This is a genomic window from Natroniella sulfidigena (genome assembly GCF_023223645.1).
GTDB classification, from domain to species: domain Bacteria; phylum Bacillota; class Halanaerobiia; order Halobacteroidales; family Halobacteroidaceae; genus Natroniella; species Natroniella sulfidigena.
This window is the reverse complement of sequence record NZ_JALKBY010000008.1, coordinates 105,540-127,885: the sequence shown is the minus strand read 5'-3', so window position 1 is coordinate 127,885 and position 22,346 is coordinate 105,540. Positions and strand designations below refer to the sequence as shown.

Annotated in this window: 23 protein-coding genes, 6 tRNA genes, 1 rRNA gene, 1 other RNA gene, 1 riboswitch and 1 other annotated feature; all 31 genes read left to right on the top strand. The window is 34.4% G+C overall.

From position 1 onward, the window contains the following. The first annotated feature begins 234 nt into the window (after positions 1 to 234). A 5S ribosomal RNA gene (gene rrf / locus MWH28_RS06975) occupies positions 235 to 351 on the top strand. 127 nt (positions 352 to 478) lie between these two features. After that, on the top strand, positions 479 to 1,378 hold the full coding sequence (gene sppA, locus MWH28_RS06970) for a signal peptide peptidase SppA (protein ID WP_248618594.1): 900 nt from the start codon (positions 479 to 481) through the stop codon (positions 1,376 to 1,378). A gap of 59 nt (positions 1,379 to 1,437) precedes the next feature. Next, positions 1,438 to 1,653 (top strand) — a binding site (T-box leader). A gap of 62 nt (positions 1,654 to 1,715) precedes the next feature. Next, on the top strand, positions 1,716 to 2,876 hold the full coding sequence (locus MWH28_RS06965; RefSeq protein ID WP_248618593.1) for a pyridoxal-phosphate-dependent aminotransferase family protein: 1,161 nt from the start codon (positions 1,716 to 1,718) through the stop codon (positions 2,874 to 2,876). After that, a complete protein-coding gene (gene serA / locus MWH28_RS06960; protein ID WP_248618592.1) occupies positions 2,876 to 4,459 on the top strand; it encodes a phosphoglycerate dehydrogenase in 1,584 nt (527 codons plus the stop codon). The genes MWH28_RS06965 and serA overlap by 1 nt, the downstream gene beginning before the upstream one ends. Positions 4,460 to 4,476: 17 nt before the next feature. Next, entirely contained in the window at positions 4,477 to 5,760 is a 1,284-nt protein-coding gene (gene serS / locus MWH28_RS06955) for a serine--tRNA ligase (RefSeq protein WP_248618591.1), read from the top strand. Positions 5,761 to 5,862: 102 nt separating this feature from the next. Beyond that, positions 5,863 to 5,954 (top strand) — tRNA-Ser (locus tag MWH28_RS06950). Between the two features lie 104 nt (positions 5,955 to 6,058). After that, positions 6,059 to 6,152, top strand: a tRNA-Ser gene (locus MWH28_RS06945). A gap of 275 nt (positions 6,153 to 6,427) precedes the next feature. Further along, positions 6,428 to 7,012 (top strand): FMN-binding protein, encoded by a 585-nt coding sequence (locus MWH28_RS06940; protein ID WP_248618590.1) that lies wholly within the window; start codon positions 6,428 to 6,430, stop codon positions 7,010 to 7,012. A 208-nt stretch (positions 7,013 to 7,220) separates the two neighbouring features. Continuing rightward, a tRNA-Ser gene (locus MWH28_RS06935) sits at positions 7,221 to 7,312 on the top strand. 118 nt (positions 7,313 to 7,430) lie between these two features. Beyond that, a tRNA-Ser gene (locus MWH28_RS06930) sits at positions 7,431 to 7,524 on the top strand. 104 nt (positions 7,525 to 7,628) lie between these two features. Further along, positions 7,629 to 7,705: transfer RNA gene (locus MWH28_RS06925), tRNA-Arg, on the top strand. Between the two features lie 24 nt (positions 7,706 to 7,729). Beyond that, entirely contained in the window at positions 7,730 to 8,182 is a 453-nt protein-coding gene (gene tadA / locus MWH28_RS06920; RefSeq protein WP_248618589.1) for a tRNA adenosine(34) deaminase TadA, read from the top strand. A 10-nt stretch (positions 8,183 to 8,192) separates the two neighbouring features. After that, a tRNA-Ser gene (locus tag MWH28_RS06915) sits at positions 8,193 to 8,284 on the top strand. A gap of 93 nt (positions 8,285 to 8,377) precedes the next feature. Next, positions 8,378 to 8,641: signal recognition particle sRNA large type (ffs, locus tag MWH28_RS06910), an RNA gene on the top strand. Beyond that, entirely contained in the window at positions 8,630 to 10,342 is a 1,713-nt protein-coding gene (gene dnaX / locus MWH28_RS06905) for a DNA polymerase III subunit gamma/tau (protein ID WP_248618588.1), read from the top strand. Before ffs ends, dnaX begins: the two co-directional genes overlap by 12 nt. 35 nt (positions 10,343 to 10,377) lie before the next feature. Beyond that, positions 10,378 to 10,686, top strand: coding sequence for a YbaB/EbfC family nucleoid-associated protein (locus tag MWH28_RS06900; RefSeq protein WP_248618587.1), 309 nt, complete (start codon positions 10,378 to 10,380; stop codon positions 10,684 to 10,686). A 12-nt stretch (positions 10,687 to 10,698) separates the two neighbouring features. Further along, positions 10,699 to 11,298 (top strand): recombination mediator RecR, encoded by a 600-nt coding sequence (gene recR, locus MWH28_RS06895; RefSeq protein ID WP_248618586.1) that lies wholly within the window; start codon positions 10,699 to 10,701, stop codon positions 11,296 to 11,298. Positions 11,299 to 11,654: 356 nt separating this feature from the next. Next, a complete protein-coding gene (locus MWH28_RS06890; RefSeq protein ID WP_248618585.1) occupies positions 11,655 to 11,861 on the top strand; it encodes a DUF2508 family protein in 207 nt (68 codons plus the stop codon). A gap of 217 nt (positions 11,862 to 12,078) precedes the next feature. Then, positions 12,079 to 12,651 carry a 2-oxoacid:acceptor oxidoreductase family protein gene (locus MWH28_RS06885; protein ID WP_248618584.1) on the top strand — a complete coding sequence of 191 codons (573 nt, stop codon included), beginning with the start codon at positions 12,079 to 12,081 and terminating at the stop codon, positions 12,649 to 12,651. After that, positions 12,651 to 12,935, top strand: coding sequence for a 4Fe-4S dicluster-binding protein (locus MWH28_RS06880; RefSeq protein ID WP_248618583.1), 285 nt, complete (start codon positions 12,651 to 12,653; stop codon positions 12,933 to 12,935). The genes MWH28_RS06885 and MWH28_RS06880 overlap by 1 nt, the downstream gene beginning before the upstream one ends. A 20-nt stretch (positions 12,936 to 12,955) precedes the next feature. Beyond that, a complete protein-coding gene (locus tag MWH28_RS06875; protein ID WP_248618582.1) occupies positions 12,956 to 14,137 on the top strand; it encodes a transketolase C-terminal domain-containing protein in 1,182 nt (393 codons plus the stop codon). Between the two features lie 12 nt (positions 14,138 to 14,149). Continuing rightward, positions 14,150 to 15,070, top strand: a complete 921-nt coding sequence (locus MWH28_RS06870; protein ID WP_248618581.1) for a thiamine pyrophosphate-dependent enzyme — start codon at positions 14,150 to 14,152, stop codon at positions 15,068 to 15,070. A gap of 155 nt (positions 15,071 to 15,225) precedes the next feature. After that, positions 15,226 to 15,327: riboswitch (purine riboswitch) on the top strand. A 112-nt stretch (positions 15,328 to 15,439) separates the two neighbouring features. Beyond that, positions 15,440 to 16,897 (top strand): IMP dehydrogenase, encoded by a 1,458-nt coding sequence (guaB, locus tag MWH28_RS06865; protein ID WP_248618580.1) that lies wholly within the window; start codon positions 15,440 to 15,442, stop codon positions 16,895 to 16,897. Positions 16,898 to 17,146: 249 nt separating this feature from the next. Continuing rightward, a complete protein-coding gene (tmk, locus tag MWH28_RS06860) occupies positions 17,147 to 17,779 on the top strand; it encodes a dTMP kinase (protein WP_248618579.1) in 633 nt (210 codons plus the stop codon). Position 17,780: 1 nt separating this feature from the next. Beyond that, on the top strand, positions 17,781 to 18,224 hold the full coding sequence (locus tag MWH28_RS06855) for a YaaR family protein (protein WP_248618578.1): 444 nt from the start codon (positions 17,781 to 17,783) through the stop codon (positions 18,222 to 18,224). A gap of 15 nt (positions 18,225 to 18,239) precedes the next feature. Beyond that, on the top strand, positions 18,240 to 19,253 hold the full coding sequence (holB, locus tag MWH28_RS06850) for a DNA polymerase III subunit delta' (RefSeq protein ID WP_248618577.1): 1,014 nt from the start codon (positions 18,240 to 18,242) through the stop codon (positions 19,251 to 19,253). Further along, positions 19,232 to 20,050, top strand: coding sequence for a PSP1 domain-containing protein (locus tag MWH28_RS06845; RefSeq protein ID WP_248618576.1), 819 nt, complete (start codon positions 19,232 to 19,234; stop codon positions 20,048 to 20,050). The genes holB and MWH28_RS06845 overlap by 22 nt, the downstream gene beginning before the upstream one ends. A 62-nt stretch (positions 20,051 to 20,112) precedes the next feature. After that, positions 20,113 to 20,445: an initiation control protein YabA gene (locus MWH28_RS06840; protein ID WP_248618575.1), complete on the top strand. Its 333-nt coding sequence runs from the start codon at positions 20,113 to 20,115 to the stop codon at positions 20,443 to 20,445. A 4-nt stretch (positions 20,446 to 20,449) separates the two neighbouring features. Then, positions 20,450 to 21,202 carry a tRNA1(Val) (adenine(37)-N6)-methyltransferase gene (locus MWH28_RS06835; protein WP_248618574.1) on the top strand — a complete coding sequence of 251 codons (753 nt, stop codon included), beginning with the start codon at positions 20,450 to 20,452 and terminating at the stop codon, positions 21,200 to 21,202. A gap of 8 nt (positions 21,203 to 21,210) precedes the next feature. Next, positions 21,211 to 21,465, top strand: coding sequence for a GIY-YIG nuclease family protein (locus MWH28_RS06830; RefSeq protein ID WP_248618573.1), 255 nt, complete (start codon positions 21,211 to 21,213; stop codon positions 21,463 to 21,465). Continuing rightward, on the top strand, positions 21,458 to 22,312 hold the full coding sequence (gene rsmI / locus MWH28_RS06825; RefSeq protein ID WP_248618572.1) for a 16S rRNA (cytidine(1402)-2'-O)-methyltransferase: 855 nt from the start codon (positions 21,458 to 21,460) through the stop codon (positions 22,310 to 22,312). Before MWH28_RS06830 ends, rsmI begins: the two co-directional genes overlap by 8 nt. The last annotated feature ends 34 nt before the right edge of the window (positions 22,313 to 22,346 follow it).

The following is a 22,346-nucleotide window of genomic DNA, read 5'->3' as shown; positions in this document are numbered from 1 at the left end:
ATCTTCAGCTGACTGGTACTAATAGATCGAGGGCTTAATCTAGAAATATCTATTGTGCAGTTTTGAATGTATAAAAAGCATTTAATACTGAATAATGAAGATTGAATAGTCAAAGAGCTTTGAAATTTATTTTAAAAAGTTCTTGACAAACAAGAATCAAGATGTTAAGATATTAATTGTTGAATTGAGACAAGCTTTAAAAACATTTAATATTGAATACTAAATGAATAAGATTCTGGTGGTAATGGCGGAGGGGCAACACCTGTTCCCATTTCGAACACAGCAGTTAAGTCCTCCAGCGCCGATGGTACTGCAGGGGCAGCCTTGTGGGAGCGTAGGTCACTGCCAGAATATTTTAAGAAAAGGACTTTTTATTGCAGTTACCTGCGGTAAAGAGTCTTTTTATTTTTAATTTATAAATTAATATTATATAGTATATTATATAATATAGGAGTTTAAAAAATTAGGAGGAGTTAATTTGACAAAAACTACTAAGGTGATTTTAGGAGTTATAATTGCATTATTGTTAGTAGTTGTATTGTTATTAGGTGGTATTTTTACTGTGATTAGTGGAGTGTTCGGAATGAATGAACATCCTAATCAATTAGCAGTAATTGATATTACAGGAGTTATTAGTAGTAGGCAAGCAGGGCTTTCTTCGCAAGCTAGCTCAATGAGAATAATGGAACAACTTGATCAATTTAAAGGTGATGAAAATATTAAGGGGCTAGTTTTAAGAATAAATAGTCCAGGTGGAAGTTCAGCTGCCTCTGAAGCTATTTATCAAGAAGTCCTAGACTATAAAGAAACAACTGGAAATCCTGTTGTTGTTGCTATGGAGGATGTAGCTGCTTCTGGTGGGTATTATATTGCTACTGCTGGGGATAAAATTTTTGCTAACTCTTCAACAACAACTGGTAGTATTGGAGTGATTATGCAATTCAAGGATATGAGAGAATTGTATGATAAAATAGGAATTAGAAATGTAACTTTCAAAAGTGGTGATTATAAGGATATTGGAAACCCTGATCGAGAATTAACTGCTGAAGAAGAAAGTTTTTTGCAAGAGTTGGTTGAAGAAATTCATGAGCAATTTGTTGGAACTATAGTAAAGGAAAGAAATTTAGAAAAAGAGAAGGTAGAAGAGTTAGCCGATGGAAGAATATTTACCGGTGCTCAAGCTAAAGAAGTTAATTTAGTTGATCAGTTAGGAAACTTTTATCGTGCTGTTGATGAACTTGAAAAGATGGCAGGAATAGAAGGGGAATCGAAATTAGTTTATTATGGTCATCAATCATTACTAGATATTATCACTACTTCTGTTTTATCTAAATTTAACTTAAATGATAACCTAGGTTTTAAATATCAATTTAATTAAATTTCTTGCATTAATGAAAAAAATATTATATAATACAGATTAAAATAAATAATTAATTTAAAATTACAATGAAGAGGCTAAGTAAATTAAAACTTCTATTTTTAGAGAATCAGTGGTTGGTGAAAACTGATATAGGAGTTTAATTGAATCCGCCTTGGAGTGGCTAGCGAAATAAGCTAGACGGTAGCAGCCGTTATCTGTTAAGAGTGGGCTTTTTAATGCCAATTAGAGTGGTACCACGGGATTCAAATAAATATAAAACTCTCGCCTCTAGTAGAAAATAGGGGCGAGAGTTTTATATTTAAGTAATTAAATTTTCAGGAGGGAGAAGGAGAGTATGAAGAATAAAAGGACTATGATGTTACCTGGACCAGTTGATGTTTCACAGCATGCTTTATTATCTTCAGCTCAGAGAATGATTGGGCATCGTACTAAAGAATGTGAAGAGTTAATTGCTGAAGTGACTCAAGGATTAAAATATGTATTTCAAACAGAACATGATGTTTTAACTTTAACTTGTTCAGGCACCGGAGGTTTAGAAGCTTCTATAGCCAATACCTTATCAAGAGGCGATAAAGTACTATCTTTATGTACCGGTGCATTTGGGGAAAGGTATGCAACTATTGCTGAGAGATATGGAATTGAAGTAGAAAGGATAAATTTTGAGTGGGGAGAAGCAGTAGATATCAGTAAAGTAGAAGAGAAATTAGAAGGAACTGATCAATTCAAAGCTATCTTAATGACTCATAATGAAACTTCTACAGGGGTAATTAACCATCCTAAACCAATAGGAAGGTTAGCTCAAGAGCATAATTTATTATTATTAGTTGATGCAGTAAGTTCTTTGGGTGGTATTGAATTAAAAGTAGATGATTGGAAGGCGGACATTGTTGTTACATCCTCTCAAAAAGCTTTAATGTCTCCACCAGGGGTATCACTAGTGAGTGTAAGTCCAAAAGCATTTGAAGCAATAGAGAGTTCAGATTTACCTAAATTTTATTGGGATTTTAGGAGGGCCAAGAAATTTTTAGTAGAAAGGCCTAATCAAACTCCTGCAACTCCTGCTATTAGTACCTTGAGGGCTTTACAAGAGGCACTAAGAGAGATTAGGAATGAAGGATTGGAAAATGTATTTAAAAGGCATGAGGTTATGACTATGGCCTTTAGACAAGCTATGGAAGAGTTAGGTTTAGAATTATTAGTAAATGATAAAGTAGCTTCTAAGACAGTAACTGCTGTAAAGTTACCATCTAAAGTTAAATTTGAGCGATTAAAAGAGCGATTGTTAAAAGAATATAATGTTTATATTACTGGAAGTAAAGGAAAATTAAAAGGGAGAGTATTTAGAGTAGGACATATGGGTAATGTAAGTAGAGATGATATTTTATCTACTATTTCGGCTTTAGAGTTGGTTTTAAAGAATGAAGGCTTAGATATTGAATTAGGTAGTGGAGTAAAAGCGGCACAACAGGTATTTTATAAGGAGGGGAGTAATTAATGAAAGTACTAGTAAGTGATAGAATTTCACAAGCTGGAATTGATACTTTAGAAGAAAAAGGTGTTGATGTTACTTATAATACAGAATTAAGCTATCAAGAATTATTAGATCAAATTGGTGATTATGATGGGATTATTTTAAGGAGTATGACACCTTTAAATGAAGAAGTTTTAGAGCAGGCAACTAAATTAAAAGTAATTGCTCGGGCAGGTTCTGGATATGATAATATTGATGTTGACGCTGCCTCTAAACAAGGAATTATAGTTTTGAATACTCCGGGTCAAAATACTATTTCTGCTGCAGAACAGACTATGGCACTAATGCTGGCTGTAGCTCGTAATGTTCCTCAAGCTCATAATGCTTTACAAGATCTTGTTTGGGATAGGAATAAATATATGGGTGTTGAATTGAATAATAAAACACTAGGTATTATTGGTTTGGGTCGAGTAGGTGGCAATGTAGCTAAAAGAGCTAAGTCATTCAATATGGAAGTAATCGCTAATGACCCTTATATTCCAGCCAAGCGAGGTAGAAAATTGGGAGTGGAGCTAGTTGATCTTGAAGAAATATTAGAAAGATCAGATTTTATTTCTTTACATACTCCGCTAACTGAAGAAACAGAACATATTTTAAGTACAGAAGAATTCTCTAAAATGAAGGATGGAGTTAGGGTTATTAATGTAGCACGTGGAAAAAATGTAGATCATGTCGCTTTATATAAAGCAATAAAAGCTGGAAAAGTAGTTGGTGCAGCATTAGATGTTCATGAAGAAGAACCAATCAATGAAGATTATTCTTTATTAGATTTAGAAGAAGTAATTTTAGCACCTCATTTAGGAGGTACAACAGTAGAAGCAATGGATAATGTTTCTATTGATGCCGCTAGGCAGTTATTAAATGTTTTATTAGACGAGCAATTACCTCGTACACCTTTAAATGTTCCTATAATTAAACCGGCAGAGATGAATTTAATTAAGCCATATATTAAACTAGGAGAAAAGCTAGGTGGTTTTTATTCAGGTTGGATAGGTGGCAGAATTGAACAGGTTGAGGTAATTTATCAAGGAGATATAGCTAAGCAGGATGTTGAACCAGTGACTACATCATTATTAAAAGGGCTATTAAAACCTATTTTAGATGAGAATATTAACCTAGTAAATGCAAGTTTGGTTGCCCGAGAAAGAGGAATTGAAATTATAGAGACTAAAAGTGAGACTAGTGATAAATATTCAAGTTTAATAACTGTAAAAATAAAAAATAATGGATCAACTAAAACAATTTCAGGAACTGTTTTTGATGAGCAAGATATAAGAATCGTTAATATTGATAATTATGGTATTGACTTAATACCAGAAGGATCATTACTAATTACTGACCATCAAGATCAACCAGGAATAGTAGGAGAATTAGGGACTTTGCTAGGTGAGAATGGAATTAATATTGCCAGTATGCAATTAGGACGTAATAGAGCCGGTGGTGATGCAGTAATGGTACTTAATATAGATCAAGAAGGTGAAGAAAAATTACAAGAAAAGATACTTGAAATTGATGGAATGTTAGATGTTAGTATTTTTACTCTGTAGTTTAAGGAGGGAACTTAATGCTAGACTTAGGATTTGTTAGAGAGAATATTGATTTAATCAAGAAAGTTTTAAAGGATCGTGGAACAGAAGCTCCAATTGATGAATTTACAGAGGTAGATCAAAAAAGAAGAAAGCTAATTCAAGAAGTAGAAAAACTAAAACAACTTCGTAACCAGGAGTCTGCTAAAATAGGCCAGCTAAAAAGAGAAGGAAAAGATGAAGCGGCTGAAGAAATTATCCATAAAATGGGGAAAGTAGCCGATGAAATTAAAGAGTTGGACAATGAATTAAAAGAACATAAAGAACGTTTGAAAGAAATTATGTTGCAGATTCCGAATATTCCTCATCAAGATGTTCCAATTGGATTAGATGAAGCTGATAATGTTTGTGCTCGCAAATGGGGAGAAGTAAAAAAATTTAACTTTGAACCTAAAGCTCATTGGGATTTAGGCGTTGAGTTAGACATATTAGATTTTGAAAAAGGCGCTAAAGTATCAGGAGCCAGATTTACTTTTTTAAAAGGATTAGGAGCAAAACTTGAAAGAGCATTGGTTAATTTTATGCTGGATATTCATTTAAACGAGCATGGGTATAGAGAAGTTTTTCCTCCTTTTATGGTTCATAAAGATAGTATGTTAGGGACAGGTCAGCTCCCTAAATTTGAAGAAGATGCTTTTAAAATTGAAGGGGCAGATTATTATTTAATTCCAACTGCTGAAGTTCCTGTAACTAACATGTATCGAGAAGAGATTCTATCAGCTGATGATCTACCTATTTATCATGTAGCATATAGTGCTTGCTTTAGAGCGGAGGCAGGGGCTCACGGACGTGATACAAGAGGGATTATCAGACAGCATCAATTTAATAAGGTTGAAATGGTTAAGTTTGTAGAACCAGAAAGTTCTTATGAAGAGTTTGATAAGTTAGTGAATAATGCGGAAACTATTTTAAAAAGGTTGGAGTTGCCTTATCGAGTTATGAATATGTGTACCGGTGATTTAGGTTTTACTGCTGCTAGAAAATATGATCTTGAAGTCTGGCTACCAAGTTATAATACTTATCGGGAGATTTCTTCTTGTAGTAATTTTGAAGATTTCCAAGCTAGAAGAGCAGAAATTAGGTATCGCCCGGAGCCAGAAGCAAATGCTCGTTATGTACATACTTTAAATGGTTCTGGTCTGGCGATTGGTAGGACAATGGCTGCTATTATTGAAAATTATCAAAATGAAGATGGTAGCATAACTATTCCTGAAGCTTTAAGACCGTATATGGATGGAATAGAAAAAATTGAAAACAATTAAGTAATTATTCAAGGCCAATCTAATTAGATTGGCCTTGAATTTTTTTGGGGAATCTCTTGACAAATAATAATTAATCAATTATAATTGTAATTGTGTTAAAAAGGAGGGGTGTCCGAGTCCGGCTTATGGTGGCAGACTTGAAATCTGCTGTGCGTTCACGCGTACCGTGGGTTCGAATCCCACCCCCTCCGCCAATAAAAAGAATAGTTAATAGAGAACAATAAATAGTTAAGACTAAGAACTTAAAAGAAATTGATTGTAAGGTTTTTAAACTATTCTCTATTAATTGAATTAATATGGAGAGATACCCAAGTGGCTGAAGGGGCGGGTTTGCTAAACCTGTAGTAGGGCATATTGCTCTAGCGAGGGTTCGAATCCCTCTCTCTCCGCCATAACAATTAAATTATAGATATTTTCAAGCATCCTAAAAAGGATGTTTTTTTATATTTAGAATAAGAAAGTTTTCATTCAAAGGGAATAAAATTTCAAATAAAGATTAATTTGACATAAAAATTTTTTTTGAGTATAATAAAAAGAGCAGACCAGTTTAGATTTAAAAATTTTGATATTTTTTGTGAAAAATATGACTAAGTTTAAAGGGTAATATAATAGATTAGTAAAATAAGGCTTAATTAAATTACAATATAAATTTAAATGGGGTGAAAAAATGAAAAAGATTTCTTTGTTAGTCTGTTTAAGTTTAATTTTAATGGTTACTTTTATGGGTCAAGGGACTGTATTAGCTGATGATGGAACATATGTAGGAGTTGGCTCTGGTAATGGAGGAGAAGTAGAAGTAGAAGTAGAAATTTCTGAAGGAGATATTGTGAGTATAGAGGTTCTGGATCACAATGAAACTCCTGGTATAGCAGATGCTGCGTTTGAAGAAGTACCAGCAAATATTAAAGAAGCACAATCAACAGATGTAGATGTAGCAAGTGGAGCTACTGTAACGAGTGAAGCAATTATTGAGGCGGTTGAGAATGCTATAGGTTCAGAAACATATGTAGGAGTTGCTGAAGGTCGTAATGGAGATATAGAGGTAGAAGTAGAAATTTCTGAAGGAGACATTGTGAATATAGAGGTTTTGGATCACAGTGAAACTGCTGGTATAGCAGATATTGCTTTTGATCATGTACCAGCAGAAATTAAGAATGCACAATCAACAGATGTAGATGTAGCAAGTGGAGCTACTGTAACAAGTGAAGCGATTATTGAGGCAGTTGAAGCAGCTTTAGATAAGGCTAATTAAAAGGTAGAAAGAAGACTCTCCTATTGAGAACTAAAGATGGGAGAGTTTTTTTATGAATGATATTAAACAATGATGAAAGGAAAAAAATAGAATTTGACTTGGATTGTTTTTTATGCTAGTATAATAGGCGGTGTGTGGCCAAGAGTTAATTAAATTTTCTCTTGACAAGTCTTTATTTATGATGTATAATGACCAAGCAAGTTGTTAAGGAGGGGTGTCCGAGTCCGGCTTATGGTGGCAGACTTGAAATCTGCTGTGCGTTCACGCGTACCGTGGGTTCGAATCCCACCCCCTCCGCCAATAAAAAACAGTGAATAGTTTAATAGAGAACAATGAATAGTTAAGACCAAGAACTTAAAAAATTGATTTTAAGGTTTTTAAACTATTATTAGTTATTCTCTATTAAGTGAATTAATGTGGAGAGATACCCAAGTGGCTGAAGGGGCGGGTTTGCTAAACCTGTAGTAGGGCATATTGCTCTAGCGAGGGTTCGAATCCCTCTCTCTCCGCCAATAAAGAATACAATTGACAATTAAGAATTGAAAATTAAAGTTCAAAGCTATTAAGGGCTTTTGAAACTTTTAATCATAAATTTTGAGTTGTTAACTAATATTATGCGCCCGTAGCTCAATTGGATAGAGTAACTGACTACGAATCAGGAGGTTGGAGGTTCGACTCCTCCCGGGCGCGCCATTAAATTTAAGAATAGTGATAATTATGAATAGAGATAATTATTATATGGAATTAGCGTTGCAAGAGGCTCAAAAAGCTTTTAAAAAGGATGAAGTTCCTATTGGTGCTGTAATTGTGAAGGATGATAGGATTATAGCTCAAGCTCATAATCTAAAAGAGAGCTTACAGGATCCAACAGCACATGCTGAAGTACTTGCTATTCGTCAAGCTACTAATAAGTTAGGTGGTTGGCGACTTTCTGGATCTAGTTTATATGTTACTATTGAACCATGCCCTATGTGTGCTGGAGCAATAGTTCAAGCTCGGATCAATACTTTAGTTTATGGGGCCAATGATCTTAAAGCTGGAGCTGCTGGAACGTTATTTAATTTGGTCAATGATGATAGATTAAATCATAGATTAGAAGTCAATTCTGGCACTTTAGAAGAGCGATGTAGCCAGATTATGAAAGATTTCTTTAAAAAATTAAGATCATAATTAAGCTTATGGAGAGGTGTCCGAGTCTGGCTTAAGGAGCTCGCCTGGAAAGCGAGTAAGGGTTTACGCCCTTCGAGGGTTCAAATCCCTCCCTCTCCGCCATAAAAATTTGATTTTAGTTTTGTTTTCTGATATAATTTAAATTAGTGAAAATAAAATAGTAATAAAGGCTTAATGCCTTTATATAGATTTTGGTCGTGCTAAACGGGGTGGTAGCGGTGCCCTGTAACCCGCAATCCGCTATAGCGGGGTTGAAGTCTGTTTAAGCTTACCTTTGTTAAGGTCTGGCTTAGATAAGTGGTGTTGACGATTGGGTCCTACGCAATAAGGCTTTATAAATTCCGTCAGATCCGGAAGGAAGCAGCGGTAAGTAAATGTCCTTGTGTGCCGTAGGGGTACCTGGTTCGAGCTAACTGTCTAAGTAACGCTTGGGAGGGGTAAGTGAGAATGGATGCACGGCCATTTATATTATTATACTTAGAATATTTTAGTGGAGGTTATTATAAGATGACCTACGTATCACTTTATCGTAAATGGCGTCCTGATAATTTTGCTGATATTGCTGGTCAACAAACTGTCGTAAAAACCTTAAAAAATGCTATCCAATTAGATAGAATAGCTCATGCTTATCTTTTTTGCGGGCCAAGAGGAACAGGAAAGACTAGTACAGCTAAAATATTGACAAAAGCCTTAAATTGCCATGATGGGCCAACAGTTACCCCTTGTAATCAGTGCGAACCATGCTTGAATATAAAGGGGAATAACCCAGTTGATATGATAGAAATTGATGCTGCCTCTAACCGGGGGATTGATAAGATTAGAGAAATAAGGGAAAAGATAAGATCAGCCCCTTTAAAAGGTAATTATAAAGTATATATTATTGATGAAGTACATATGTTAACAACAGAGGCTTTTAATGCTTTATTGAAGACTCTAGAAGAACCGCCTGATTATGTAATCTTTATCTTGGCTACAACAGAGCCACATAAGCTATTACCAACTATTTTATCAAGGTGTCAAAGATTTGATTTTACTAGGCTTTCAATTGCTGATATAAAAGATAGATTAGATTATATCTGCAAGCAAGAAGGAATTAAAGCTGATAATGAAGCTATATCCTTAATTGCTCGTAATGCTGATGGGGGTATGAGGGATGCAATTAGTATTTTAGATCAATCGATTTCTTATAGTGGAAATAAGATTACTGCGAGTGATCTAGAAGCAGTGCTAGGATTAGTAAGTAATCAAGTATTATTTAAGCTGACTGAAATAATTTTTGCTGGAGAAATAGAAAAGGCACTTGATTTAGTCAATCAAATAGTAAATCAAGGTAAAGATATAAAGAGGTTTATCAGTGATTTGGTTTACCATTTTCGTAATTTATTGTTAGTTAAAGAGTGTAAAGAGAATGAACGACTGTTAGATATAACTACTGAGCAACGAGAAGTATTAATAGAACAAGCTAATGAAATAGAAGCATCTCAGTTATTACAGTTAATTGAGATTGCAAATGAAATAGAAGCTGATTTAAAACAGACGACTCAACCACGGATTATATTAGAAATGGGAGTTATTAAATTAATCAAGTTTGAAGAAAATAAGTCATTGATTGGAATTTTAGATAGAATTTCACGATTAGAAGAACAGATAGATAACAAATCAAAACGTGAAGTAACATCTAAAAAAACAGATCAGCCTCAAGTATCTAATTTAACAGAAACCTCAGCTACTAATAAGCAACCTAATAATGATAATAAATCCAACCCAGAAGAAGAGAAAAAATCAACTACCACTTCATTGACATTAAGTGAGTTTAAAGATAATTGGGAAGATATCTTAGATTATCTAAAGAATAAAAAAAGAATGAGGTTGCAAGCATTATTACGTGATGCAACGCCTAGTAAATTAGAAAATAATAAACTAACAATTGCTTTTGAGCATGAATTCCACAAGGATTCTGTAGAACAGGAAAAAGAGGTTTTAACTAAAGTTATCAAGAAAATTTTTGGAGTAGATTTGCAGGTGAACTGCATCTTTTCTAGAAATAAACCTAACGGTACTAAAAAAAATAATAAAGAAAAAGTGCTTCAGCATCAACTGGTGCAACAAGCAGTTGAGATTTTTAATGGAGATGTTGTTCAGGTTGAATCTGTAGATTAATAACTTGATTAAATATTTTTAAGGAGTTGATATTTATGGATATGAATAAAATGATGAAACAAGTTCAGAAGATGCAAGGGCAGATGACTAAGATGCAGGATGAATTAGCTGATAAAACAATTGAAGCTTCTGCTGGAGGAGGAGTTGTAACTGTAGTTGCTAATGGTAAACAAGAGATTGTTGATATCAGTATTGATCCTGATGTAGTAGATCCAGATGACACAGAAATGTTAGAAGATTTAATTTTAGCTGCTGCTAATGAGGCAACTAGAGAAGCTCAAGAGTTAGCTTCTAAAGAAATGAATAAATTAACTGGTGGTATGAATATCCCTGGATTATTCTAAGGAGTTTAATTTATGAAATATTATCCAAAGCCTTTAGCGGAGCTAATTGGACAATTGAGTAAATTGCCTGGTGTTGGCCCTAAGACTGCACAAAGATTAGCTTTTTACATATTAGATATGAAAAAGAATGAAGTTAATCAATTAGGAGAGTCAATTTTAGAGATTAAGGGCAAATTAACCTATTGTTCAAGTTGTCATAACTTGACTCAAAATGATCCCTGCTATATCTGTGGAGATACTAAAAGAGATAAAGCTATGATTTGTGTAGTTGAAAATGTAAAAGATATTATTGCTATGGAGAAGACTGGTGAATATAATGGTGTTTATCATGTATTGCATGGTGCTATTTCACCAATAGATGGTTTAGGTCCTGATGATATCAAGATTAGTGATTTATTGACTAGGATCGAAGAGGGAGTTGTAGAAGAAGTTATAATAGCTACTGACCCTAATGTAGAAGGGCAAGCGACAGCGATGTATATTTCTAAGTTATTGAAGCCGTTAGAGATTAAAGTAACTAGAATAGCTCATGGATTACCAGTTGGTGGAGATTTGGAGTATGCTGATGAGGTTACATTGTCCAAAGCTTTAGAAGGTAGGCAGGAAATATAGTCACTGTGCGGTGACTATATTTTTATTATCAAAATTCAGAATTTTCTTGACACCTCATAAAATAATTGGTATAATAATTTCTAAGTCAAAATATTTTTTTCACTAAGGTCATATTCTGTAAGGTATAACAATAAAAAGTTATATCAATTAGATTTGGTGATAGCACTAAAATTTAATTTAGAAGTTCCTAAAATATCTTGTGAAAATCTTGCTGATGATTTTCGCAGGTATTTTTATTATTAAGGCCCTCATAATCACGATTGATCTGTACTAGTGATGAATTTTTTTTATTAACTTGGTTATCCTAGTATAGAACTAATCTAAAAGGGGGGCTAGCAATTAACAAGTTAGCAGAGTTGCTAAATATTGGTTGTTCAGATAAGCATTCTGATTCGAAGGATAAATTAAGCCAAGATTTAGAAGAGACTCAAAAGGAACTTAATAGAGCAAGAAGATATTTTAACTCTGTTTCAGACCCTGATCTGATCGATCATGCTATTTATTTATTAGAAGCAGCTCAAAAAAAATATACGTACTTACTAAAAAAGAAGAAAAAACAATAAAAAATTAAAATTTATCACAAGGTATTACAAATAATCTGAAAATTTAAACTTAACCTGTTTAAGAAGGAGTTAAAATTAATCTTACAGAATATTATCTAAAGAAGAGAAACAATTAGATAATCCAAGGTAATAATATAATTATCTAATATTTTATTTAGAGTAAAAGGAATTGGATTATCTAATTTATTGATTTTTTAATATGAAAGGAGGAATATAGATGGCAAGCTTAACAGAAATTCGTTGGCATGGTAGAGGTGGACAAGGTGGAAAGACAGCATCTATTCTATTGGGTAAGGTTGCTGCTAAAACAGGAAGGAATATTCAAGCATTTCCTGAATATGGTCCTGAAAGGATGGGTGCTCCAGTATTAGCCTATAATAGGATCAGTGAAGATAAGATTACTGTTCATTGTCAAGTAACTGAACCTGGTACTGTAGCAGTCTTGGATCCGACGTTGCTAGATGTAGTAGATGTAACGCAAGGTGTTCCTGCAGAGGGGAAGATTATTGTTAATACTACAGAAGATCCAACAGCCTTAAAAGAGAAATTAGGATTTGATGGAGAAGTATGGACAGTTGATGCTTATGGGATCTCTACTGAAGAGATTGGTGCTCCATTTCCTAATACACCAATGTTAGGTGCTTTAGTCAAGGCAACAGGAATAGTTCCTTATGAAGGGTTTTTAGAACAGGTTAAAAAAGAGTTTGAAAAGAAGTTTGCTCATAAGCCTGAAGTTATTGAAGGTAACTTAGCTTCAATTGAAAGGGCTTATCAGGAGGTGAAAAAGTAATGGTTAAACCAGGTGATGGATACAAGGATATTCCTAAAGGTGGATTAATTCTTGAAGCTGGTAATGCTAAAAACTATAAGACAGGTGGCTGGAGAACTAAAAAACCAATTTTAGATAAAGAAACATGTATTAATTGTCATAGATGTTGGGCTTTTTGTCCTGACTCTTCTGTCTTATCAGAAGATGGTGATGTGAAAGCAGAAATTGATTACGATCACTGTAAAGGTTGTGGAATTTGTGCTCATGAATGTCCAGTAAATGCTATCGAAATGGAGAAAGAGTAATTTGAAAGGGGGAAATTAAAATGTCTAATCAAGTAGCCTTAACTGGTAATGAAGTTATGGCCCAAGCAATGCGACAGATCAATCCTGATGTTGTTGCGGCATATCCAATTACTCCACAGACTGCAATGGTACAGCTTTTTTCTCAATTTGTAGCTGATGGTAAAGTGGATACTGAATATGTTACTGTTGAAAGTGAACATAGTGCAATGAGTGCTACTGTTGGAGCTTCTGCTGCAGGCTCTCGAGCTATGACAGCAACAGCTGCTAATGGTTTGGCTTTGATGTGGGAGGTTTTATATATTGCTTCTGGTACTAGATTACCAATTGTAATGCCAGTAGTAAATCGTGCTTTAAGTGGACCGATTAATATTCACTGTGACCATAGTGATGCTATGGGTGCTCGTGATTCTGGGTGGATTCAGTTTTTTGCAGAAAATGGTCAGGAAGCTTATGATAATGCTATTCAAGCAGTTCGTATTTCTGAGCATGAAGATGTAAGATTGCCTAGTATAGTTAACTTAGATGGATTTATCATCAGTCATGCAGTAGAAAATTTAGAGATATTAGCTGATGAGGATGTAGAAGAATTTGTAGGTGACTATCAAGCAGATAATTACTTATTAAACTCTGAAGATCCAATTGCTGTAGGACCTTTAGATCTACAAGATTTCTACTTCGAACATAAAATGCAACAAGCTGTAGCTGCTTCAAATGTAAAAGATGTTGTTTTAGAAGTAGCTAAGGAATATGAAGAGATTTCTGGTCGTGAGTATGGCCTATTTGAAGAGTATAAGTTAGACGATGCAGAAGTAGCGGTAGTTGCGCTAGGTTCTACTACTGGTACAGCTAAAGCTGCAGTGGATAACTTAAGAGAGCAAGGAGTTAAAGCTGGGTTATTAAAGATCAGGTTATATAGACCATTCCCTGCTGAAGAGATTGCTAATGCATTAAAAGATCTTGATGCTGTTGCAATTTTAGATCGAGCTGATACATTCTCTACTACTGGTGGACCAGTCTATATTGATACTAGAGCAGCTTTATATGATAGTGATGCTGACTTAGAAGTAGTTAATTACGTATATGGTCTAGGTGGAAGAGATATTAAAGTTGAAGAGATAGAAAGTGTCTTTGAAGACTTACAACAAATTGCTGAAACTGGTAATGTAGAACAAAAAATTAATTATCTTGGTGTAAGAGAATAGGAGGTGTGAGTAATGAAATTAAAAGAAGCTGCTAAGAAAGAAGAGAGATTAACTGGTGGGCATAGATTATGTTCAGGTTGTGGAGCTGGAACGGTAGTTCGCTTAGTGATGAGAGCAAGCGATAATCCAGCTGTTGTAGGATGCTCAACAGGTTGTTTAGAAGTTTCTACTACTATTTATCCTTATACTGCATGGGAAGATTCTTTCATTCATAACGCATTTGAGAACGTTGCAGCAACTATCAGTGGGGTAGAATCTGCTTATCGTTCTTTACGAAATCAAGGCAAGATGGATGAGGACTTTGATTTTATTGCCATTGGTGGTGATGGTGGTAGTTATGATATTGGATTCCAATCATTATCTGGAGCTATGGAACGTGGTCATGATATGGTTTATCTATGTTATGATAATGGAGCTTACATGAATACTGGAATTCAGCGTTCTAGTGCTACACCAAAAGGAGCAAATACAACGACTTCACCTGCTGGGGAAGTAATTCCTGGTAAGCAGCAGTATAGAAAAGAGCTAACAGATATTATGGCTGCACACAATATTCCATATGTTGCTCAGGCTTCTCCTTTTAAACCGCAGGATTTAATGAAGAAAGCTAAGAAAGCTTTTGAAACTGAGGGACCAGCATTCCTTAATGTTTTAGCTCCATGTCCTCGTGGTTGGAGAAGTAAAGCTGAAGAGGGAATTGAGTTGACTAAAATTGCTGCGGATACTTGTTTCTGGCCATTATTTGAGGTTGAGAATGGAGAATGGAAATTAAACTATAATCCTAAAGCTAAGAAGCCGATTACAGATTGGTTAGAGCCACAAGGAAGGTTTAAGCATCTGTTCAAACCTGAGAATGAAGGTTTAATTGAAGAGATTCAAGAACATGTAGATGAAAGATGGGAAACAATCTTACACCGTTGCGGTGAGGAATAATAAATTAATAATAAAAGGGTAGCCTTTCGAGGCTACCTTTTATTGTTTTATTATAAGTTTCTATTTAGCTTTAACTTTGTTATTTGAAAAGTTGAGTCAATACTTGACAGTTATAATTAAGTCTGATACACTTATAAAAAATTAAACGAATTTATTTATGTAATTATAGATTAATTCGTATATCTTCGAGAATAGGGCTCGAAAGTTTCTACCAAGTAGCCGTAAACTACTTGACTACGAATCATAGTGGTATTTTATTACTTATGAGCCTAAGTGTAGTTTGTGTCAAACTATGCTTAGGTTTTTAAATATCTAATAGCTTAATATTATTTCTGATTTAGGAGAAAATTATATTTAGGGGGTTATATGATGAAAGATAAAATTGTAAAGGAAGGTTTAACTTTTGATGATATTTTATTACGACCGGCTCATTCGGAGGTGTTACCTAAAGAGGTAAGTACAAGTAGTGAGTTAACTGATAAAATAAAGCTTAATATTCCAATTATGAGTGCAGCAATGGATACTGTTACGGAAGCTAGGTTGGCTATTGCTATAGCTAGAGAAGGTGGATTAGGAATTATTCACAAGAATATGTCTGTAGAAGCACAAGCAGAGGAAGTTGATAAGGTTAAACGCTCAGAGAGTGGAGTTATTGTAAATCCCTTTTATTTAAGTCCAGAGGATGAAGTTTATAAAGCAGAAGCATTAATGGCTAAGTATCGTATCTCTGGTGTTCCAATTTTAGATGAAGATAAAAAATTAGTAGGAATTATTACTAATCGTGATTTGCGCTTTGAGAATGATTTTGAACAACCAATCAAAAATGTAATGACTGAAGAGGAGTTGATTACTGCTCCAGTAGGGACAAGTATAGAGGAAGCAAAAGAAGTTTTACAAGAACATAAGATTGAAAAATTACCTTTAGTTGACCAAAATAATATCTTAAAAGGTTTGATTACGATTAAAGATATTGAGAAGGCTGAAAAATATCCTAATTCAGCTAAGGATAGTCAAGGGAGATTGTTAGTAGGTGCTGCTGTAGGAATTGCTAAGGGAACAGATAAAAGAATTGAAGCTTTAGTAGAAGCGGGAGTGGATGCATTAGTTATAGACACAGCTCATGGTCATTCTCAAGGTGTAATTAAGATGGTTAGCAAAGTTAGAGAAGATTATCCTGATTTAGATATTATTGCTGGTAATGTAGCCACAGCAGAGGCGACAAGGGATTTAATTGAAGCAGGAGCTGATGTAGTTAAGGTGGGTGTTGGCCCGGGTTCTATCTGTACAACTAGAGTGGTAGCAGGAGTTGGGGTACCACAAGTTACTGCAGTTTATGATTGTGCTAAGGTGGCTGACGAATATGGTGCTTCTGTGATTGCTGATGGTGGAATTAAGTATTCAGGTGAGATAGTTAAGGCGTTAGCAGCTGGGGCCAAAGCTGTTATGTTGGGTAGTTTGTTAGCAGGAACTGAAGAAGCTCCAGGAGAGAAAGAGATTTATAAAGGAAGAAGTTATAAAGTTTATCGAGGAATGGGTTCTATTGGAGCAATGAGACAAGGAAGTAAGGATCGTTATTTCCAAGAAGATGATAAAAAGTTAGTTCCAGAAGGGATTGAAGGAATGGTACCATATAAAGGAGAGTTAGCAGAGACGCTTTATCAACTGGTAGGTGGATTACGTTCTGGAATGGGCTACTGTGGAACAGCAACAATTGAAGACTTAAGAAAGAATGGAAAATTTGTAAGGATTACTGGTGCTGGTTTGAAGGAAAGTCATCCTCATGATGTTACAATAACGAAAGAAGCACCAAATTATAGTTTGGATTAATAAATAAAACGGCCCTCAAGCAGAGGGCTGTTTTATTTATTAATTACAATTCAGTTTAAGTTTGAGTCTAAGTCTAAGTAAGAGCTAAGCCCTTATGTTTCTAGTGGTTGACTTAAACTTAACCTCAGCCTTAAACTTAAGCTTTATATCAATAAAGTTTAAGATAAAGATTTAAAAATATCTAGATAGAGGAATTTATTCTTTTGTCAAGAATAATAAGAATAGCCTGAATTAGTTGGAGGAAAAAAGATGAAGGGATATTTTATAACTTTAGAGGGTGTAGAAGGTTCTGGAAAATCAACCCAAATGAATTTAATTGAAGAATATTTAACAGGATTAGGTTATCAAGTTATTACAACATATGAACCTGGTGATACAGAGATTGGAAAAGAGATTAGAGAGCTTTTATTAAATCCTGATTATGATCAATTAGTCTCTAAGGCTGAATTATTATTATACTGTGCTGAGCGGGCTCAGCATATAGCTGAAGTAATTAAACCAGCTTTGGAAGAAGGAAAGATTGTAATTAGTGATCGTTATATAGATGCTACTGTAGCTTATCAAGGTTATGGTCGTGGCTTTGATGTTGAACTGATTAAGAGGTTAAATTGGATAGCTACAGATGGTTTGGAGCCTAATTTGACTTTGCTATTAGATATTGATCCTCTGCATTCTTTAGAACGGGCCAAAAAGGTAACTGAAGAAGCTAATCTAAAAGGGGATAAAATGGAAGCGGAAAGAATTTCTTTTCATAATTTGGTTAGAGAAGGATATCTAACCTTAGCTGATTCTGAAGCAAGGATTGAGCTGATTAATGCTAGTTGTTCTGTAGTTGAAGTATTTAATCAAATTAAATCTTTGCTTAACAAGATGGTGATATAAAATGAAGATTCAGAACAAACTAAAGCATGACTTGAATACGGTTTTGTCAACGCAAGGCAATCAAAAGATAAAGTCTACAACTGTAAAGAAAACTTTTTTAGAAGAGCTGAAGCAGGTTCATGGAGAAGAGACTAAAGCTAGGCTTGATCAATTATTAGATTTAATTGATCAGCAAGGAGAGAAGTTAGCAAAGCATAGAACATTCAAAGAGTTTGTAAAGTATAAAAAGATGGTCAGTAGTTTTGTTGAGGAAGTAGTAGATAAAATGTATCAGGTTAAGGAAGATTATAGTCCAATACAAGGAAAGGTTTATAACCTGGTTAATAAGGTTGACCAATCCTTAGAAGAATTGACTGAGATGATTGTTGATGACCAATCAGCCCAATTAGAGATTTTAGATAAATTAGATGAGATGAGAGGCTTACTGGTCGATTTGTATAGATAAAGGGGAGTAATATAGATGTCTTTTGATAAGGTAATAGGACAGGATTTAGCTATTACAATTTTAAAGAAGCAGTTAAAAGGTGATAGATTAAGCCATGCTTATCTTTTTTTAGGAGAACAAGGGGTTGGTAAAGATATAGCTGCTTTTGAATTTGCTAAAGCAATTAATTGTCAAGAAGAGAGTGCAGATGCTTGTGAGCAATGTATCTCATGCCGCAAGGCTGATAATCAAAACCATCCAGATATTATAGAGATCAAGCCGGATGGTAAGTGGATAAAAATAGATCAAATCCGAGCTTTACAACGGGAAATATTGTATAAGCCTTATGAAAGCAGATGGAAAATCTATATTATTTATCAAGCTGAGCAACTAAATTTGGAAGCTGCTAATAGCTTGCTGAAAATATTAGAAGAGCCACCGCAGTATGCTATAATAATCTTGACCATTAATAATGCGGAAAATATATTACCAACTATTCTTTCTAGGTGCCAGTTGATTAGATTTAGATTATTACCTGATCAATTAATTAAAGAGCAATTGAATTCTGATTATGAATTATCTCCAGAAAAAAGTCAGTTGATTACATCTTTGGCAGCTGGTCGTTATAAAGATGCTGTACAACTAATAGAGGATGAGGAAAAGTTAGCAGAGCGAGAAGATATTTTAAAGTTGGTTTTAGCTATCAAGGAGTTAGATCAGGTAACTGTCTTTGAGGTTGCAGAAAAATTATTAGAGTATAAAGAGCAGATAAATCAGGTTTTAGATCTATTTTTATTATGGTATCGAGATCTATTATTAGTTAAATTAACTCAAATTGAAGGTTTGGTAAATGCTGATTATAAAGAGCAATTAATCAAAGAAGCGAAAGGTTATAAGGTAGAGGAGATAGAGGAAATAATAAAAATAATTCAAAACACAAATAATGTAATTAAGAAGTATAATGTTAATTTACAGTTGACAATAGAAGTAATGTTGTTAAAACTAAGTAGGTTAGGGAGGCAAAATAGATGGCAGAAGCAATTGGAGTAATCTTCAAAAAAGCTGGTAAAATTTATTACTTTAAGGATGATGATCAAACTGAATTAAATGTTGGTCAACAAGTAGTTGTAAAGACGGTTCGAGGGGTCGAGTTAGGAGAGGTTGTAACCGATGTTAAGGAGATAGATGAATCTAACTTAAAATCTCCTTTAAAGCCGATTATACGGAAGGCTACTTTGAGTGATATTCAAAAAGCTAAAGAGAATGAAGAAGAAGCAGAGCGAGCTTTTGATATCTGCTTAAAAAAGATTGAAGAACATGGATTGCCAATGAAGTTGATTGATGCTGAATATACTCTTGATAAAAAGAAGTTATTATTTTACTTTACGGCAGATGGAAGGGTTGATTTTAGGGAATTGGTTAAAGATTTAGCATCGGTCTTTAGAACAAGAATAGAGTTAAGGCAGATTGGGGTTAGAGATGAAGCCAAGATGTTAGGAGGACTTGGCCCTTGTGGTAGGCAGTTATGTTGTAAAACATTCTTGAGGAATTTTGAGCCCATCTCAATAAAAATGGCTAAAAAACAGGACTTATCATTAAATCCTAGTAAGATATCAGGAGTTTGTGGTAGATTAATGTGTTGTTTGAGATATGAGGCTAAAAATTACTTAAATACTAAAAAAGAATTGCCTAATATAGGTCAACAAGTTAAGACTAAAATGGGAGTAGGTAGAGTTAAAGATCGAAATGTTGTTAAGGAAACAGTAAGAGTAGAACTAAAAAATAATGAGGAGTTTGAGGTTGATGCTGCGGAGGTTGAAGTAAAGAGCAGCAAAAAGGATAAATAATGTTACTTACTATTTAATATAAATATAGTAAATATAGCAAAATTTGGTTTGGGGGGTTGGTAGTGAAAGAGATTATTAGTTTATTAGCGCATTTTCAAGAACAGTTACAGGTATTAGTTAATGATTTTCAAAAGGTCAAAAATACAGTTTATGATATTTATAAGGAGAATGAAACACTTAAAGAGGAGAATGAAAATTTAAAGAGATTATTGTTTGAAAAGGAAAAGGAAGAGGAGGAAGAAGGAAAGACAGCTGAGACCAGTCAAGATAATTTAGAACGGTTGTACACGGAAGGTTTTCATATCTGCCATCTTAACTTTGGTGAGGCTAGAGAAGGAGATTGTTTGTTTTGTATGGGTTTATTTGAAGCGGATGAAGAAGTGGAGGTAGATTGAGGGGATGACAGATCTTAAACTTAAGGAAGATGAGCGATTAGATAAACTATTAATTGATGATTTAGAGCTAATTCAAAACCCAAATTACTTTTGTTTTTCTCTAGATGCTGTTTTATTAGCTAATTTTGTTAATCCTAAAGAAGCTGATTTAGTATTAGACCTAGGAACGGGAAATGGGATTATCCCTCATTTGATTCAAGCTAAGTTTAAAACTAAACAAGTCTATGGAATCGATATTCAAGCTGAATTAATTGATATGGCTAAGCGTAGTGCTGAGTATAATAATCTAGAAGATAGAGTAGAGTTTAGGGAAGTTGATCTAAAAGAAGCTGTCGAATCTTTTGGAAGGGAAAGTTTTGATTACATTGTTAGTAACCCACCATATTTAAAGAAAGGTAGTGGCAGAATAAATCCTGAGGACAGTGTGGCTATGGCTCGTCATGAGTTGAAATGTGATTTAGAAGATGTAATAAGAGTGAGTAGTCAGTTAGTTAAATATGGGGGGAAAGTAGCTTATGTATATCGAACTCAGCGTTTAGCTGAGTTATTAGCATTATTGGCTGACTATAATCTGGCAGCTAAAAGAATGAGATTGGTCTATTCTCGAAAAGATAGTAATGCTAATTTATTTTTGCTAGAAGCTAGTAAAGGTGGAGGGGTTGGTCTTGAAGTATTACCTCCATTTATTATTTATAATAATCAAGGAAATTATACTGAACAAATAAAAGAAATTTATTATCCGGAGGGGAATGGATAAAGTATTTTATGGGACACTATGTTTATATTGTACAATGTAGTGACGATACATTGTATACAGGGTATACAACAGATATAAAAAGAAGGATTAAAGAGCATAATCAAGGGAAAGGGGCCAAATATACTCGGGGTAGAAGTCCAGTTAAGGTGCGTTATACAGAAGAGTATACAACGCGTAGTCAGGCTCAAAAAAGGGAATACGCTATTAAACAGTTGACACGGCAACAGAAGTTGAAATTGATTAAGGGGGAATTAGATGAGTGATGGAGCTTTATATGTTTGTGGTACTCCAATTGGCAATTTAGCTGATATTACTTTGCGAGCTTTAGATACATTAAAAGATGTTGACTTGATTGCTGCTGAGGATACAAGACGAACTCAAAAGTTATTAAATTACTACCAAATTAAGACTAAATTGACCAGTTATCATGAACATAATGCGACTAGTAAAAGTAAGCAATTATTGAGTAAGATCAAGGATGGGGTGGATATAGCCTTAGTTTCTGATGCAGGAATGCCAGGTATCTCTGATCCAGGGTATGAATTGATTAAACTATTGCGTAAACAAAGTATACAGATAATTCCTGTTCCCGGGCCAACGGCTGTGACAAGCAGTTTGGTCGTTTCTGGTTTACCAACCGATAGATTTGTCTTTGAAGGATTCTTACCACGCAAAAATAAAGAGCGAACGAGCTATTTAGAACGATTAAAAACGGAGGAGAGGACGATTGTCTGCTATGAAGCTCCTCATCGTTTAGTAGCTACTTTAAAGGATATCTTAGAAATTTTAGGGGATAGACAGATAGTAGTCTGTAGGGAGTTGACAAAGAAGTTTGAAGAAAAGGTCGATGGTTTAGTCAGTGAAGTATTAGAAAGATTTGAAGAGCAAGCTCCAAAAGGAGAGATTGCTTTTGTCTTAGAGGGTAATCAAGGTAAAGATCAAGAGCTAGAAGGTCCAAAGTGGGAAGGTCTTTCTATTCTAGAACATCTTAAGCAGAGAATGAAAGAAGGGTTAACTAAGAAGCAAGCGATTAAGAAGGTAGCTCAAGAGCGTGATCTACCTAAAAGTGAGGTTTATCAGATTGGAATTAAGATTAAGGTTGATAAGTAATAGAGGTGCATTGATGATCAATGCACCTCTATTA